Annotated in this window: 16 protein-coding genes; 13 read left to right on the plus strand and 3 right to left on the minus strand. The window is 33.1% G+C overall.

All coding sequences use genetic code 11. From position 1 onward, the window contains the following. Positions 1–419 precede the first annotated feature (419 nt). Positions 420–1,487, plus strand: coding sequence for a T9SS type A sorting domain-containing protein (locus AAC024_RS14135; protein ID WP_339896139.1), 1,068 nt, complete (start codon positions 420–422; stop codon positions 1,485–1,487). 46 nt (positions 1,488–1,533) lie between these two features. Here AAC024_RS14135 and AAC024_RS14140 read toward each other — a convergent pair whose 3' ends face one another. Then, positions 1,534–2,334, minus strand: coding sequence for a methyltransferase domain-containing protein (locus AAC024_RS14140; protein ID WP_339896140.1), 801 nt, complete (start codon positions 2,332–2,334; stop codon positions 1,534–1,536). A gap of 33 nt (positions 2,335–2,367) precedes the next feature. Between AAC024_RS14140 and AAC024_RS14145 the strand changes: the two genes are divergently transcribed. After that, positions 2,368–3,030: a hypothetical protein gene (locus AAC024_RS14145; RefSeq protein WP_339896141.1), complete on the plus strand. Its 663-nt coding sequence runs from the start codon at positions 2,368–2,370 to the stop codon at positions 3,028–3,030. A gap of 19 nt (positions 3,031–3,049) precedes the next feature. On the opposite strand, the gene AAC024_RS14150 is transcribed toward AAC024_RS14145, so the two are convergent. Further along, complete coding sequence (locus AAC024_RS14150) at positions 3,050–3,469, minus strand: (4Fe-4S)-binding protein (RefSeq protein WP_339896143.1); 420 nt, start codon at positions 3,467–3,469, stop codon at positions 3,050–3,052. A gap of 116 nt (positions 3,470–3,585) precedes the next feature. On the opposite strand from AAC024_RS14150, the gene kynU reads away from it, so the two are divergent. The 11 genes from kynU (at position 3,586) to AAC024_RS14205 (ending at position 13,330) form a co-directional block, all read left to right on the plus strand. Further along, a complete protein-coding gene (gene kynU, locus AAC024_RS14155) occupies positions 3,586–4,869 on the plus strand; it encodes a kynureninase (RefSeq protein ID WP_339896145.1) in 1,284 nt (427 codons plus the stop codon). A 316-nt stretch (positions 4,870–5,185) separates the two neighbouring features. After that, entirely contained in the window at positions 5,186–6,586 is a 1,401-nt protein-coding gene (locus AAC024_RS14160; protein WP_339896146.1) for an NAD(P)/FAD-dependent oxidoreductase, read from the plus strand. A 123-nt stretch (positions 6,587–6,709) separates the two neighbouring features. Continuing rightward, positions 6,710–7,111 carry a RidA family protein gene (locus tag AAC024_RS14165; protein WP_339896148.1) on the plus strand — a complete coding sequence of 134 codons (402 nt, stop codon included), beginning with the start codon at positions 6,710–6,712 and terminating at the stop codon, positions 7,109–7,111. A gap of 135 nt (positions 7,112–7,246) precedes the next feature. Further along, positions 7,247–7,648 (plus strand): DUF559 domain-containing protein, encoded by a 402-nt coding sequence (locus AAC024_RS14170; protein WP_339896149.1) that lies wholly within the window; start codon positions 7,247–7,249, stop codon positions 7,646–7,648. A 5-nt stretch (positions 7,649–7,653) separates the two neighbouring features. Further along, the gene (locus tag AAC024_RS14175; protein ID WP_339896151.1) at positions 7,654–9,096 is read left to right on the plus strand and encodes an aldehyde dehydrogenase; all 1,443 of its coding nucleotides are present in this window, start codon (positions 7,654–7,656) and stop codon (positions 9,094–9,096) included. Between the two features lie 94 nt (positions 9,097–9,190). Continuing rightward, positions 9,191–9,631 carry a GNAT family N-acetyltransferase gene (locus AAC024_RS14180; RefSeq protein WP_339896152.1) on the plus strand — a complete coding sequence of 147 codons (441 nt, stop codon included), beginning with the start codon at positions 9,191–9,193 and terminating at the stop codon, positions 9,629–9,631. 1 nt (position 9,632) lies between these two features. Next, on the plus strand, positions 9,633–10,415 hold the full coding sequence (locus AAC024_RS14185) for an SDR family oxidoreductase (RefSeq protein ID WP_339896153.1): 783 nt from the start codon (positions 9,633–9,635) through the stop codon (positions 10,413–10,415). Between the two features lie 155 nt (positions 10,416–10,570). Further along, positions 10,571–11,095: a 3-hydroxyanthranilate 3,4-dioxygenase gene (locus AAC024_RS14190; protein WP_339896154.1), complete on the plus strand. Its 525-nt coding sequence runs from the start codon at positions 10,571–10,573 to the stop codon at positions 11,093–11,095. A gap of 54 nt (positions 11,096–11,149) precedes the next feature. After that, a complete protein-coding gene (locus AAC024_RS14195) occupies positions 11,150–11,512 on the plus strand; it encodes a PaaI family thioesterase (protein WP_339896156.1) in 363 nt (120 codons plus the stop codon). A gap of 5 nt (positions 11,513–11,517) precedes the next feature. Further along, positions 11,518–12,600, plus strand: a complete 1,083-nt coding sequence (locus AAC024_RS14200; protein WP_339896158.1) for an amidohydrolase family protein — start codon at positions 11,518–11,520, stop codon at positions 12,598–12,600. A gap of 85 nt (positions 12,601–12,685) precedes the next feature. After that, complete coding sequence (locus AAC024_RS14205; RefSeq protein WP_339896159.1) at positions 12,686–13,330, plus strand: O-methyltransferase; 645 nt, start codon at positions 12,686–12,688, stop codon at positions 13,328–13,330. A 13-nt stretch (positions 13,331–13,343) separates the two neighbouring features. Here AAC024_RS14205 and AAC024_RS14210 read toward each other — a convergent pair. Continuing rightward, positions 13,344–15,568: ATP-binding protein (locus AAC024_RS14210; protein WP_339896160.1), on the minus strand; the 2,225-nt coding region annotated here is incomplete at its 5' end.

The following is a 15,568-nucleotide window of genomic DNA, read 5'->3' on the forward strand; positions in this document are numbered from 1 at the left end:
TTTTCAATGAACTTAATCATATTTTGTATCCCCAAGTAACGCAGGACACACAACTAGCCACAACAATGTATATAAAAAATATGCGAAATAGTAGTGAAACCAAGACTTTTGACTCGTATAAAACTTTGTGCTTAACCGAAAGTTTCGTGCTTCATAATCGCCTACTTTTCATATACTCACCGTTAAACGAACACGTTAAAAAAACAAAAAAACCTACAACATACTAGCCTTCAAACTAAAAATCAAAGGATACAACTTATCTTCAGTTACAAACATCACAGAATCAATTTTTGACAAATTGGGTAAAACATTAATCAGCCAACTTCTGAACAATTACGTTTTACATCAATAGAAATTGAAGATTGCAAAAAGATTAATTACATTTGGTTAACCAATTTGGTTTACCATATATAATTATTATGAAAAATATTTTACTTTTATTTTTTGTTTTTTATCTCCAGAGTATATCTTCTCAAGTTTTACTAGATGCCGATGGTCCTGGTAACACTTACCCTTTAATAACTTCAGTTTTGGCTCCTGGCTACAATCCTATAGAAGTGCCAGATTGCAATCATATGGAATTTGGCGACCATATTGACGAAGTTTTTGATAACGCTTTAAACGAAAATGTTTTTCGCTTTTTTATACACCGAACGCCTGATAATGATCGCTGTATTAATTTTGACAGACAACGTAATGAAATAAAAACATACGATAAATCACCAGATAATTTATTAGGAATAGAAGGCGAAACAGTAGTCTATAAATGGAAATTTAAATTAGCCGCTGGGTTTCAATCTTCACCAAATTTTACCCACTTGCATCAACTTAAATCTGTTGGCGGTTTATTGGCAAGCATGCCTATGTACACATTAACAACTCGAAAAGGTAATCCTGACCGACTAGAATTGCGTTATGCAGAAACCAATTCACAAGTCACCTTAATGCAAACAAGTTTAACACCATTCATAAATACCTGGTTAGATGTAACCGAAACCATAAAATATGGCACATCTGGAACTTATGAATTAGAGATAAAAAAAGTTAGCGATGGCAGTATTCTATTTACCTACTCCAATAATTCCATAGTAAATTGGAGGGCAGGTGCCGATTTTGTAAGACCAAAATGGGGAATTTATAGAAGTTTAATAAACGAACAAGATTTAAGAGACGAAACTGTTTTGTTTGCTAATTTTAGTATTGAAGAAGTAGTGACACTATCGCTAAATGATTCAGCAACTGATAATAATCCATTTTACATTATTCCTAACCCTGTTGAAAATATATTGCATATAAAAAACTTGAGCAAAAAGGTTAATTTAATAGAATTGTTTAGTTTGGATGGTAGCAAAATAATGGAGAAAACCATGGATGACCAATCTGAAGTCAATTTTGATGTTTCATCAATATCTAATGGCACCTATATAGTGATTCTGAAAGGAGAAAAGTTATATAATAAATCAAAACTGTTTATTATTTCACATTAACCTAAATTCAAAACAACATTTACTAACGAGTTAAATTATTTTCTATTTATAACGTACTAGCCTTCAAAGTAAACATCAAAGGATACAATTTATCCTCAGTTACGAACATCCCCGAATCCGTTTTTTTCAAATTAGGTAGCACATCATAAGGGCTTTCATCAAATTCTTTCAAGTATTCAATATGCAATCCTGCTTCAGTTAAAGCATTTATAACCTCACTTAAACCATGGTTCCAGCCATATTCCTTACTTACCATTTTTGAGCCTTGGTTAGCGTAAGTGCCTTCATATTCTTCATAAATCACCCCCTCTTGCATATAACCATATTTCATAACGGGTTTGTTATCCAAATAATCAAACATCCAAACTATCGGGTGGAATTCAGCCATAAAAAATGTACCACCTTTTTTTAAACGTTCAGCAATCATTATGCCCCACGGTTTTAAATCTGGCAACCAACCAATCACACCATAACTTGTAAAAACAATATCAAAAGTGTCTTTCACAAATTTTGAAGTATCTAACACATTACAGCAAACAAATTCAGCGTCAAGTTTCAATTCGTTATTTAAATTTTGAGCCAGTTTAATGCCTTCATCACTCAAATCAACTCCCGTACATTTTGCTCCCATTCTACTCCAACTTAATGTGTCTTGTCCAAAATGACATTGTAAATGCAATAACGATTTCCCTGAAACATCGCCTAAAGCTTCTAACTCATAAGGCATTAAAGACGATTTCCCTGTTTTAAACGCGTCCAAAGCATACATGTCGCTTTTGGCATGTACTTTTACTTTGTCGTTCCAAGTGGCTTTATTTGCATCAAAATAATTGTCGTTGTTAGTCATCTCTAAGTTATATCTTTGTGAAAAATCTAAATTATGAAAAAACTCATTTATATCACTTTTATAGGGTTAATTTTTATTGGCTGTAAACAAAAATCTGAAACTATACAACCACAAAAAGAGATTTCAATAGCAGAAAAAATAGCCAAGGCTCATGGTTTTGAAAACTGGAAACATGTTTCTGAAATTCAATTTACTTTCAATGTTGATAAAGATAGTAGTCATTTTGGACGTTCATGGATTTGGAAACCAAAAGCCAATGAAGTAACTTCTTTTAGCAAAAAAGATACCATAAACTACAACCGAAGTAAAATAGATTCAACACTCACCAAAACAGATAGTGGTTTTATAAATGATAAATATTGGTTATTAGTTGCTTTTCAACTTATTTGGGATAATGGCACAACGATTTCTAAAACCACTAAAGAGACAGCTCCTATCAGTAAAAGTAAACTCAATAAAATCACTATAACGTACCCAAATGAAGGCGGCTATACTCCTGGCGACGCCTATGATATTTACTACGGACATGATTTTTTAATTAAAGAATGGATTTTTAGAGAAGCAAATCAAAAAGAACCTTCCATGATTACAACTTTTGAAAACTATCAAGATTTCAATGGTATTAAAATAGCCAAAGACCACAAAAAAGCTGAAGGAAATTGGAATTTAAATTTTACAAACATAAAAATAAAATAAAGCGCTTTTCCATTCTTAATTAACCTTTAAATCCAGCTTTAACATGCGCCCCATCACAATATGGTTTATTGTTTGATTTTCCACATCTGCAAAAAGCTGTTGTTTTATTCTTTACTTCAGTAGAACCGTCTTTATGGCTAACTTTTAATGTGCCATAAACCAATAACGGTCCATTTTCAAGAACTTCAACTTTAGTCTCTAAAATTTGAGAGGTTTTATCATCTTCAGCATTCATGTAATAACGCAACGCATCAGACGGACATTGCTTGACTTGGTTTATAATAGTCTCGTTTTTAGCCGTATCCATTTTAATCCATGGTCTCAATCTAGGCCGAAATACTTCTGGTAAGCCATTAGCACAAATTGCTGAATGAATACACTTTTCAGCTTCCCAAACCACCGTTGTTTCTCCGTTTGAATATTCTTTTATTTTACCCATAGCCTTTACTTTTTATTAAATATACAAAAAATAGATGCCTTTTAAACTTCTGTTCTTAGTGTTCATTTCTAACTTTATAATTCTTATTTTTGTTAGAAACCGAAAACTAACGCACCTTGTCCGACTATAAATTAGGTCTAGAATACGCTTTGCAACAAGACCAAAATGATGAACTAAAAGCTTACCGAAGTCAGTTTCATATTCCTAAAGACAAACAAGGGAACCAATGGATTTACATGACTGGTAATTCTCTTGGATTACAACCTAAGCAAACAAAAGCTTATGTAAATCAAGAACTTGAAGATTGGGCAAATTTTGGTGTAGAAGGTCATTTGGAAGCAAAGAATCCTTGGTTAAGGTATCATGAATTTTTAACTGAAAGTATGGCGAAATTAGTAGGTGCAAAACCTATTGAAGTGATTGTTATGAATACGCTAACAGCCAACTTGCACTTTATGATGGTATCGTTTTACAAACCTACCAAAACCCGATACAAGATACTTATTGAAAGTGATGCTTTTCCTTCTGATAAATATGCTGTTGAGTCTCAATTACGCCATCATGGATTTGATGACAAAGAAGGATTAATTCTTTGGAAACCCCGAAAAGGTGAAGATTTGTTGAATTATGAAGATTTAGAAACTATTCTCGAAGAACACTGCAATGAGATAGCACTTATTATGATTGGCGGTGTGAATTATTATACGGGTCAGTTTTTAGATTTAAAACGCATTACGGAATTAGGACATAAACATGGTTGTAACGTTGGTTTTGATTGTGCCCATGGCGCAGGAAATGTAGCATTGAACCTCCATGATTCGGGAGCAGATTTTGCCGTTTGGTGCACCTATAAATATTTAAATTCTGGCCCTGGAAGTTTAGCAGGTTGTTTCATTCATGAACGGCATGCACACTGTAAAGATTTAAACCGATTTACAGGTTGGTGGAGCCATAACAAACAAACCCGCTTTAATATGCGTGATGCCTTTGACCAACTGCCTGGAGCCGAAGGTTGGCAATTAAGCAACCCTCCCATTTTATCTATGGCTGCCATAAAAGCTTCTTTAGATATGTTTAATGAAGTTGGTATTGATAAACTAATCGTTAAATCAAAAAAACTAACCGGTTATTTTGAGTTTTTACTAAAACAATTAGGAGAAGACTCGATTAAAATTATTACGCCAATTAACCCCAACGAACGTGGTTGCCAATTATCAATACAAGTCAAAAATGCTGATAAAACGTTACATAATAAATTAACTGAAATTGGAATAATTAGCGATTGGCGCGAACCCGATGTTATTAGGTGCGCTCCTGTTCCGCTTTACAATTCTTTTGAAGATGTGTATTATTTGGTTGAAAGCCTCTCCCTAGCCCTCTCCGAAGGAGAGGGAACTTAGACGGATTCAAAACGCACAAAATAAAATAGTATATAAATAGGGATTATATTGACTTTAGTAGAAAGTCAAGTCCCAAATCAATTTAGAAAATTGAACATTGAAATGCAGAATATAAAAATCAAATCGTTAAAAATTTTTGAAGCCTTGGAAAAAATTTAGATTTGATTTTTGGTTTTCTTCCCGATTTTTATCGGGAAGAAAAATTCCTCATTTCAATATGATTTTTTGGTTCGTCCCGATTGCTATCGGGATGAACAGATAAAAAGAGGTCAAGAACTAAAATCATGAGATTCCCGCCTTCGCTGGAATAAAAAAAATGAAAGAAAAACAACAAAACATCCTTATTATTGGCGCAGGACTTTGTGGCTCGCTACTAGCATTACGATTAGGACAAAGAGGCTATAACGTTTCGGTTTACGAAATGCGTCCAGATATACGAGAAGTAGATATCAGCGCCGGTCGATCCATAAACTTAGCATTTTCAAATCGAGGTAATAAGGCCATAAAATTAGTTGGTTTAGAAGACAAAGTTAAAGCACTTTGCATACCCATGAATGGCAGAATGATTCATGATGAACATGGCAATACTTTTCAATCAAATTATAGTGGCAGAGAACATGAGTATATTAACTCTATTTCACGTGGTGAATTGAACGCCTTACTTTTAGATGAAGCTGAGAAACACAAAAACGTCAAAATTTATTTCAATAAAAAATGCAAATCGGTTGATTTTGAAAAAACTACTGCATTGTTTAAGGATTACAAAACCAAAAATGAATTTGTTGAAGATGCCGATATTATAATCGCTACAGATGGTGCCGGTTCTGCAATGCGAAAAAGTTATTATTTAGGCAAGAAATTCTTATTTAGCTTTTCGCAAGAATACTTAACTCATGGTTATAAAGAACTTAGTATTCTACCTAAAGAAAACGGGGACTATAAAACTCATAAAAACGCGCTACATATTTGGCCTCGTGGTAATTTTATGCTAATAGCCTTACCAAATTTAGATGGTAGTTTTACAGTAACACTTTTTTTAAGTTATGATGCAGGTGAATACAATTTTAATAATTTAAATACTGAAGATAGCGTATTGGAGTTCTTCCAAAAAGAATTCCCAGATGCTATGGCAATTATGCCAAATCTTTTAGATGACTTTTTCCAAAACCCTACAGCCCCGTTAGGTACAGTAAAATGTTCGCCTTGGCATTATAAAGGCAATACACTTTTAATGGGTGACGCTGCACATGCTATTGTTCCGTTTTACGGACAAGGTATGAATGCCTCTTTTGAAGATGTAGTTGAGTTTGATAAAGTTTTAGACCAAAACTTAAACAATTGGGAAGCTATCTTTAAAACTTATGAAAACACTCGTAAAAAAGACACGGATGCCATAGCAGATTTGGCTATTGATAATTTTCACGAAATGAAAGGTCATGTGAATCACGCCATCTTCCAAGAAAAGCGTAAATTGGAAATGGCTTTAGAAAAAAAATTTCCAAATGACTATTCGTCAAAATATTCATTAGTAACATTTAATGAAGATATCGGTTATAGATTAGCCATGTTAAGGGGTCGTGCACAAGATAAAGCCATTTTAAATATGCTTTCAGATAAAGAAATTGAGATAACTGGAGATTTAAAGGATATTTTAAGACAAGTAAAACAAGTAACCGAAGCTATTCTTGAAGATGACAGAATTGCTGGATTGAAATAAAAAAGCCTTCCCTAACCCTTCCAAAGGAAGGGAACTGTAGCGCTTTAAAATAAATAACAACAATTTCTTATTCGCCCGAGTAAGAATTCCTTCCCTTTGGGAAGGTTAGGATGGGCTAATAGCATGAGTGATAAAGTAACCCCAAGAGGTGCATACCCGCATACCAAACGTGTTGGCGATTTTATATTCGTATCGGGAACCAGTTCTCGAAGAGCAGACAATACCATTGCTGGTGTTGATATTATTGATAACATGGGCACGAAGCATTTGAATATAGAAGTTCAAACTAGCGAGGTTTTAAAGAATATTGAAAAGAACTTAGCTAAAGAAGGCGCTAGCTTAAAAGATGTTGTAGATGTGACATCGTTTTTAGTAAATATGAATGATTTTGCTGGTTACAATAAAGTATATGCAGAGTTTTTTGATAAGGAAACAGGACCAACACGAACCACGGTTGCCGTACATCAATTACCGCATCCTGATTTGGTGGTTGAGATTAAGGTAATGGCTTATAAAAAGTTGTAGATAAAATCATTATTTCGCTATGCTTTTTAAAACTTTTAACAAGAAAATAAAACCTTAAATCATTTTAATTAGATATAAACATCAAATGAGTTACGAAGTGTTCCCCTCTTGGGAGGGGATCAAGGGGTGGGTATTATGATGAGAAAAATTATACCATATAATCCAGATTTAGTACCTCTTGCGAAAAAACTTCGCAACAACATGACTTTGGGAGAAATTGCCTTATGGCGTGAAATAAACAACAAAAAGCTCGGAGTGAGGTTCAGCAGGCAAATACCGATTGATAATTTTATAGTCGATTTTTACTGTAAAGACCTTCAATTGGCAATTGAAGTGGATGGCTCAATTCACTTCAATGAAGGGAAGCAGGAAAAGGACATAATTCGTCAAAGTCGGTTAGAATCTTTAGGAGTATATATTATCAGATTCAGTGATTTAGATGTAAAGAACGATCTGAGGTGGGTCTTAGAGGAAATTAAAAAAATAATTTGGAATATAAAACCCACCCCTAACTCCTCCAAGGAGGGGAAAAATTAATAGTTATGATTAAAATCCAAAACTTCATAAACGGCAAATATAAAAACCCAATCAGTATTGAATGGATAGACAACTATTGTCCTGCAAATGGCGAAGTTTATGGGCAAATACCTAACTCATCAAAAGCAGATATAGAAAAATCATATCAAAGTGCTAAAACTGCTTTTAAGCAGTGGTCTCAAACCACTTTAGAGGAACGAAGTAGAATCTTAATTAAAATTTCAGAATTATTAGAAGCTAACTTACAACACTTCGCTGAATCCGAAAGTAAAGACAATGGCAAACCAATTAGTTTAGCAAAAGCTATAGATATTCCAAGAGCTGCAAGTAATTTTAGGTTCTTTGGAAATGCTATTACACAATTTGCTAGTGAAAGTCATGAAAGCGTTGGTCAGAACGCTATAAATTACACGTTAAGACAACCTATTGGAGTTGTAGGCTGTATTTCGCCTTGGAACCTTCCACTCTATCTTTTTACTTGGAAAATTGCTCCAGCTATTGCCGCGGGAAATTGTGTGGTTGCTAAACCGAGTGAAGTTACACCGATGACGGCTTATTTACTTGGAGAAATTTGCAACGAAGCAGGTTTACCTAAAGGTGTTTTAAATATTGTTCATGGATTAGGGTCAACAACAGGACAGGCCATTGTTGAACACCCTGAAATTAAAGCGATTTCGTTTACAGGAGGCACTTCAACTGGCGCACATATAGCCAAAGTAGCTGCGCCTATGTTTAAAAAATTATCATTAGAACTCGGTGGAAAAAACCCAAATATCATTTTTGCAGATTGCGATTATGATGATATGTTAGAAACTACTGTGCGTTCATCTTTTGCAAATCAAGGCCAGATTTGTTTATGTGGAAGCAGAATTTTTGTAGAAGCTTCTATTTATGAAAAATTTAAAGCTGATTTTGTCAAGAAAGTAAAACAACTTAAAGTTGGCCATCCATCGGAAGGCTCAACAGATATTGGTGCTTTAGTTTCAAAACCACATTTAGAAAAGGTTCTAAGTTATATTGATATCGCCAAGGATGAAGGCGGAAAGATTCTTTGTGGCGGCAATATAGTTATTGTAAAAGGCTTTGAAAATGGATATTATTTAGAGACTACAATTATTGAAGTTAAAACTGACGAGTGCAGAGTCAATCAAGAAGAAATATTTGGCCCCGTAGTCACCATTATGCCTTTTAAAACTGAAAATGACGTTTTACGAATGGCAAACAAAGTTAAATATGGTTTGTCGGCAACATTATGGACTAACAACCTTAAACGCACTATGCGAATGAGCAATCAATTACAAGCAGGTATTGTTTGGGTAAACACTTGGATGTTACGCGATTTACGAACACCTTTTGGCGGCGTAAAAGAATCAGGAGTTGGTCGTGAAGGTGGTTATGAAGCTTTGCGATTTTTTACAGAAGCTAAAAATGTGTGTATAAAATACTAGTTCCCGCGCAGGCGGGAATCTTTTAAATTGAAACTAACTTAACAATACGGTCATGCTGAACTTGCTTCAGCATCTCTTTAATAGGAAACGAATAATGATAGAAGTTAAAAAAGACATATTCTATTCATCAGAATTCAAGGATATGGATTTAGACCTCATTTATACATTTATTAAAAACTCATATTGGGGAGAATCTAGAACCTTTGAAGAACAGAAAAAAGCATCAAAGAATACAATTAATTTTGGTTTGTTTCATAAAGGAAATCAAATTGCTTACGCGAGAGTCATGACAGACAAAGTCTTTTTTGCTTATCTTTTAGATGTTTTTGTTATTGAAGATTACCAAGGGAAAGGCTACTCAAAATTATTAATGGAGAAAATATTGAATTTTCCTGAATTTCAAAATATTGACAAGTGGATGCTGGCAACAAAAGACGCTCATGAACTTTACAAAAAATTTGATTTTGTTGCAATAAAAAGTCCTGATAAATTAATGGAGAAATTAAGCCCACGTGCTAAAATAATATACGAATAATATGGATTTAAAATTAAACAATAAAAACGCGTTAGTTTGTGGCAGCACACAAGGTATAGGAAGGGCAACAGCCATAGCATTGGCTGCTGAGGGTGTAAACGTAACGCTTGTTGCTAGAAATAGGGAAAAGCTAAAAGAGGTTTTAGCCGAATTACCACAGCACAGAAATCACAGTTATATAGTCGCAGATTTTTCTAACCCGCGAGAATTGCAGGAGCAATTGATTAAATTTATTGAAAAAGAACATGGATTTCATATTGTGATAAACAACACTGGAGGACCAAGAAGCGGAGGGATTTTAACGGCTAGTTTAGAAGCTTTTGAAAATGCTTTTACTATGCATTTAAAATGTAATCACCTTATAGCGCAAGCTACAATTCCGTTTATGAAAGAAGCAGGTTTTGGTAGAATTATTAACGTTATATCAACCTCAGTAAAAGAACCGATTCCTGGACTAGGCGTTAGCAATACTATAAGAGGTGCTGTTGGTAATTGGAGTAAAACCTTATCTATTGAAGTTGCTGAATTTGGGATAACGGTTAACAATGTACTTCCTGGATTTACAGATACGGAACGTTTAACTGAAATCATAAAAATTAAGGCGAATATTGAAGATAGGTCTATTGAAGACATGAGGGAAATCATGAAAAACTATGCACCAGCAAAACGCTTTGCGCAACCAGAAGAAACCGCCAATGTTATTACATTTTTAGCTAGTGAAGCAGCAGGTTATGTTAATGGCATTAATGTTCCGGTAGATGGCGGTCGCACCAAATCTTTATAAAAAGCCCTCCCCAACCCTCCCAAAGGGAGGGAGAAATTAGTATAATCTTAAGATGTTTTTTATCTTTAAACTAATTTTAAAACTTTGTTCAATATAAACTCAAATTCCCATTTTGAGTTTCCCGATTAAAATCGGGATTAAGAGGGGCATATTTTATGAGCCATTTAACATCTCCACTAAATTTTAAAGCTTGGATTGAAGAAAATAGACATCTTTTAAAACCGCCAGTTGGTAATAAAGTGGTTTGGAAAGATGCTGACTTTATTGTGATGGTTGTTGGCGGACCGAATAGTAGAAAGGATTATCATTATAACGAAACGCCAGAATTTTTCTATCAGGTTGAAGGTGATATTATTTTAAAAATAATTGATAAAGGCACGCCTAAAGATGTACATATTAAAGAGGGTGACATTTATTTATTACCCCCTAAAGTACCGCATTCTCCGCAAAGAGGTGCTAATACTGTGGGGTTAGTTATAGAATACAAAAGGCCTGAAGGTGTACGTGATGCGCTACTTTGGTTTTGCGAAAATTGCGTAACTAAGCTTTATGAGGAAGATTTTACTTTAGACAATATTGAAACCGATATGCCAAAAATATTTGATAAATATTATAACGATAAAGACAAGCGGAGCTGCCCTAATTGTGGGGAAGTTATGCAACCACCAAAAAAACTATAGCTTAGTTTACTTATGATTGAAACTGCAAAAAAGAGTTTTTATAAGCAAGGTTTTATGAACAAGCTTGGAGCAAAACTAGTTTCAATTGAAAAAGGTGTTGTCATTATTGAATGTGAATTAAATCAAACACTAACACAACAACATGGTTTTTTTCATGCTGGCGTCATAACAAGTATTGCTGATGTAGCTAGTGGATATGCCGCCTTGACCACAATGCCAAAAGGTTCGGATGTTCTTACTGTAGAGTTTAAAATCAATTTTATTAGAGCCGCCAAAACAAAAAAAATTAAAGCCACTAGTAAAGTTATAAAAGCGGGGAAAACGCTCACTTTTTGTGAAAGCACGGTTTCTGATTCGGAAAATGACACCATATTTGCCACAATGCAAGCCACAATGATTTGTTTAAAACCTGATTAAAATAAATGAAACGCAAACTTAGAATAAACGGTCATTCACATTTACTTCCTTACCCTGAGGAAATACCTGATTACATGCAAGAAAAGGGCATTTTTTGGGTTGATAAAGATCGAAAATTCATGCTTCAGAAAGACTGGAAACGTCCGGTTACTGATTCTAGCTTTTTTTTAGATGAAAAACTAGAATGGATGGAACGCAACAAACTCGATCATGCTGTGGTATTAAATTTATCGCAATTATATGGAAATGGTTTGCGTGTTGAAGAAATGAAGAAAGCACTGCGTTTTCAAAATGATTTTAATGCTAAAGTGCAACATGATAACCCTAGTAAATTTACTTGCGGTTTTGTGGTCCATCCTGCTTTTATAAGAAGTGCCTGTTGGGAAATTGAGCGTTGTGTTGAAAACCATGGCATGCAATTACTTTGCTTGCCCACTCATTACATGGACACCATAGGCACATGGCGTTGTATTTTTGATGAAGAGAATGAACCTATTTTTGAGTTAGCAGATAAATATAATTTGGCTATTGAAATTCACCCCTATGATGGTGAGAAATTTATAAAATTAGAAAATATCTCATGGCGTTTTCACTTAATTTGGATGTTAGCCCAATGTGGTGATGCTTATCATTTTTTAACTTTGAATGGCTATCAAGAAAAATTTCCGAATATGCGAACTTGTTTTGCTCATGGTGGACAATTAGCACAAATTAATTTAGGGCGACGAATTCAAGGTTTTGATGGCAGACCCGATTTATTTGAAGGTAAGCACCACCCAAGAGAAGCCGTAGGGCATAAAAATATCTTTTTTGACACCTTAGTGCATGACACCGGTGGATTGGAGCTATTAATTCGAAATCATGGCTCTAAACAGGTAATTATGGGTCTAGATGACCCTTACCCTTTAGGCGAGATGGAAAGTGATAAACAATCCTCTTATCCTGGAAAAATATTAGATCTTGCCATGGAAAGGAAAATCATTAACAAAAAAGAATATGATGATATTTGGGAGCATAATGTGATTAAGTGGTTGTGTGGCGATGATGAGACTGCTAAAGAAAAATTGATTAATAGAATTTTAAGTTAAATTAGTATTCCTAAAGTGTAGTTGAAACGTTATTGAACAATGACAATATTTATAAAGGTCTCAACTGCGCTCAACCAGACAAAGCATGAATTTTATACCTGAAGATTTAGATGATTATGTGGTTTCTCACTCTGAAAATGAGCCAGAATTACTGCAACAATTAAATAGAGAAACCTACCAGAAAATTTTACAACCACGTATGCTTAGTGGGCATTACCAAGGTCGGGTGTTAAGCATGATATCTAAATTGGTAAATCCTAAAAATATTCTTGAAATAGGTACATACACGGGCTATTCTGCATTGTGCTTAGCTGAAGGTATGCAGAGTAATGGCGCATTACATACTATTGATGTTAATGAAGAATTAGTAGATTTCCAGCGTAAATACTTTAACAAATCTGGCTATGGAAATCAAATTTATCAACACTTAGGTGATGCACTAGAGATTATTCCAAAACTTGACAAAACTTTCGATTTGGTTTTTATTGATGCTGATAAAGAAAACTATTCGAACTATTTTAATTTGATTATTGATAAATTAAATACGGGTGGTATTATTTTATCTGATAATGTGTTATGGAGTGGTAAAATTCTAGAAACCACGTTCAAAAAAGATGATACTTCTACACCTGCCCTTATAGAATATAATGCACTTTTAAAAGAAAACAACCGTGTCGAAACTGTTGTCCTACCAATAAGAGATGGTTTAACCATTAGTAGAAAGTTTTAATAAAAATGATTAATTATGATGCTGTATCTAGCTTTATACAGCTTTCTTTTTGAGAGTTTTGAATATTTTGATTTATGACTTGAAAAAACTCGTAATTATCAAAAGGTTTAATTATTATATCGCTGTAACCAATACTTTTACACTTCTGTCCTATTTCATCAATATCTGCTGCTGTTAAGGCGATTATGGGTAAAAACTCATTGAATTTCCTTATGGCCATTGTTGCCTCATTACCATCCATAACTGGCATATTAATATCCATTAAAACAAGATCATATTGATTACTTTTCACTTCTTCTAAAGCTTCTTGCCCATTTTTAACAATGGTATACAAATACCCGTGCTTCTTTAATAAGTTTTTGGTTACTACTTGATTTATTTTGTTGTCTTCTGCTACTAAAATTCTATATTTATTTTCGGAGTTTTCAACTTTATTTGCAGTAGTATCAAAGTCTGAAATTATTTTAGTTTTGTCTTTATCTAATTCAAAATCTACTTCAAAACTTATTTTAGTACCAGCACCTACTTCACTTTCCAATTTTATTTCACTCTTAAACAACTCAATTAAATTTTTGGTGATTGAAAGCCCTAATCCTGTTCCTTGATAGTTCACATTGCTGTCTTCTAACTGAGAAAAATTATCGAATATCATATCGAATTTTTCTTTAGCTATGCCAATTCCGTTGTCCTCAATTTCAAAACATAAACCAACATTATTCGTGTCCAAGCTTAACAACCTTACTCTTAAATGAATTACTCCATTAGAGGTAAACTTAACACTATTACCAATTAAATTAATTAAAATTTGAGATAGCCTGACCTTATCACATTTAATGTGTTCCGGTACATAATTATCAATTGATATTTTAATTTCATTATTAGTTTCCTCGAGTCTATAATTAAATGAATTAACAATATCTCCTAACAAATCTTTCAAATTAACAGAAACATTTTTTAATTCAATTTTATTGGCTTCCATTTTGCCAACTTGAAGAATATCATTAATCAAATTTAAAAGATAATCTCCAGAATATTTTAAAGATTTTAAGTGTTTCTTATCTCTATTATTTAAACTATTGTTCTCAAGCAATAAAGATGAAATTCCAACTACGCCATAAAGAGGTGTTCTTAACTCGTGTGATACATTAGATATAAAATTACTTTTTAGTTCTGATGATTTTAAAGCTTCATTTTTAGCTATTTCTAATTCGTTATTTTTCACCTCTAAGGATTTACTTAATTTTCTTTTAGTGTTATAACTTTTATAGATAACAATGACTGAACCCATTAATAATAGCAAGGTTATAAAAATGGCACTATTAATTTTCTTAAATTTATTAGCTATTTCTAATTGTTGAAGTCTTTCTGCATTTGCAGTATTAGCCTCATTTTTATAGTCTTCAATTAGAAATTTAGATTTTATGATTAAATCTTGTCGGTTTTTTTCTTCATTTAGAAGTTTGTCTTTATAACTATTATGCTCCAGTAAAGTAATATAGGCTTCAGTACTTTTACCAGATTTTGCAAGAGAAATAGACAATTGCATATAAACACTACTTAATAACGCTAAATCTATTTCTTCGTTATTTTCTTCTAATAAAATAATGGCTTCTCTAAATTTAGTGTTTGCTCTGTTATATAGCTCATTACGCGCAGAATATGTACCGTAAATATATTTGTAATAGCCCTCTAAATTTGAATCGACAGGATTTGTTTTTAAATAATTATCTAATTTTAAAAGATTTATTAAAGCCTCATCTAAATTATTATTTTCAATATATAACTCACATAAATTAATTCTTGCCTCAAAATAAACGTTTTGAATTTGTGCCTTTTCTGAAACATTTAGGTACTTATAAATTACAGAATATTGAAGTGCTTTCTCAAAATATTGGATACTCTTAGTGTAATTCTTTTGTTCTCTATATATTTTAGCCAAATTAAGATAAGAACTAGATACCAAATAATTGTCATTTATTGTTTTTAAAACATTTAATGTTAATTGATAATATTCTTCAGCAGACTCATAATTTTCCATTAAGTAATAAATATTACCTAAATTATAGTTGGCAATAGCACTCCCGTAATTATCTTGAATAGAATCTGACAATTCCTTGGCATTAATAAATTCTTTAAAAGACTTTACTATTTCATCATTATTATAAGACTTTAATGCTGAAGAGTTTATATTATCAATTTGCTTGATAATTTCTCTATCTTCTTTTCCGAAAGTAATTA

Origin of the sequence: uncultured Algibacter sp. (genome assembly GCF_963976535.1) — a bacterium.
Lineage (GTDB): Bacteria > Bacteroidota > Bacteroidia > Flavobacteriales > Flavobacteriaceae > Algibacter_B.

Bases quoted from the DNA above. Each gene is read 5' to 3' on its own strand.
- AAC024_RS14135 (WP_339896139.1), top strand. From the start codon at position 420: ATGAAAAATATTTTACTTTTATTTTTTGTTTTTTATCTCCAGAGTATA.
- AAC024_RS14140 (WP_339896140.1), bottom strand. From the start codon at position 2,334: ATGACTAACAACGACAATTATTTTGATGCAAATAAAGCCACTTGGAAC.
- AAC024_RS14145 (WP_339896141.1), top strand. From the start codon at position 2,368: ATGAAAAAACTCATTTATATCACTTTTATAGGGTTAATTTTTATTGGC.
- AAC024_RS14150 (WP_339896143.1), bottom strand. From the start codon at position 3,469: ATGGGTAAAATAAAAGAATATTCAAACGGAGAAACAACGGTGGTTTGG.
- AAC024_RS14160 (WP_339896146.1), top strand. From the start codon at position 5,186: ATGAAAGAAAAACAACAAAACATCCTTATTATTGGCGCAGGACTTTGT.
- AAC024_RS14165 (WP_339896148.1), top strand. From the start codon at position 6,710: ATGAGTGATAAAGTAACCCCAAGAGGTGCATACCCGCATACCAAACGT.
- AAC024_RS14170 (WP_339896149.1), top strand. From the start codon at position 7,247: ATGATGAGAAAAATTATACCATATAATCCAGATTTAGTACCTCTTGCG.
- AAC024_RS14175 (WP_339896151.1), top strand. From the start codon at position 7,654: ATGATTAAAATCCAAAACTTCATAAACGGCAAATATAAAAACCCAATC.
- AAC024_RS14180 (WP_339896152.1), top strand. From the start codon at position 9,191: ATGATAGAAGTTAAAAAAGACATATTCTATTCATCAGAATTCAAGGAT.
- AAC024_RS14185 (WP_339896153.1), top strand. From the start codon at position 9,633: ATGGATTTAAAATTAAACAATAAAAACGCGTTAGTTTGTGGCAGCACA.
- AAC024_RS14190 (WP_339896154.1), top strand. From the start codon at position 10,571: ATGAGCCATTTAACATCTCCACTAAATTTTAAAGCTTGGATTGAAGAA.
- AAC024_RS14195 (WP_339896156.1), top strand. From the start codon at position 11,150: ATGAACAAGCTTGGAGCAAAACTAGTTTCAATTGAAAAAGGTGTTGTC.
- AAC024_RS14200 (WP_339896158.1), top strand. From the start codon at position 11,518: ATGAAACGCAAACTTAGAATAAACGGTCATTCACATTTACTTCCTTAC.
- AAC024_RS14205 (WP_339896159.1), top strand. From the start codon at position 12,686: ATGAATTTTATACCTGAAGATTTAGATGATTATGTGGTTTCTCACTCT.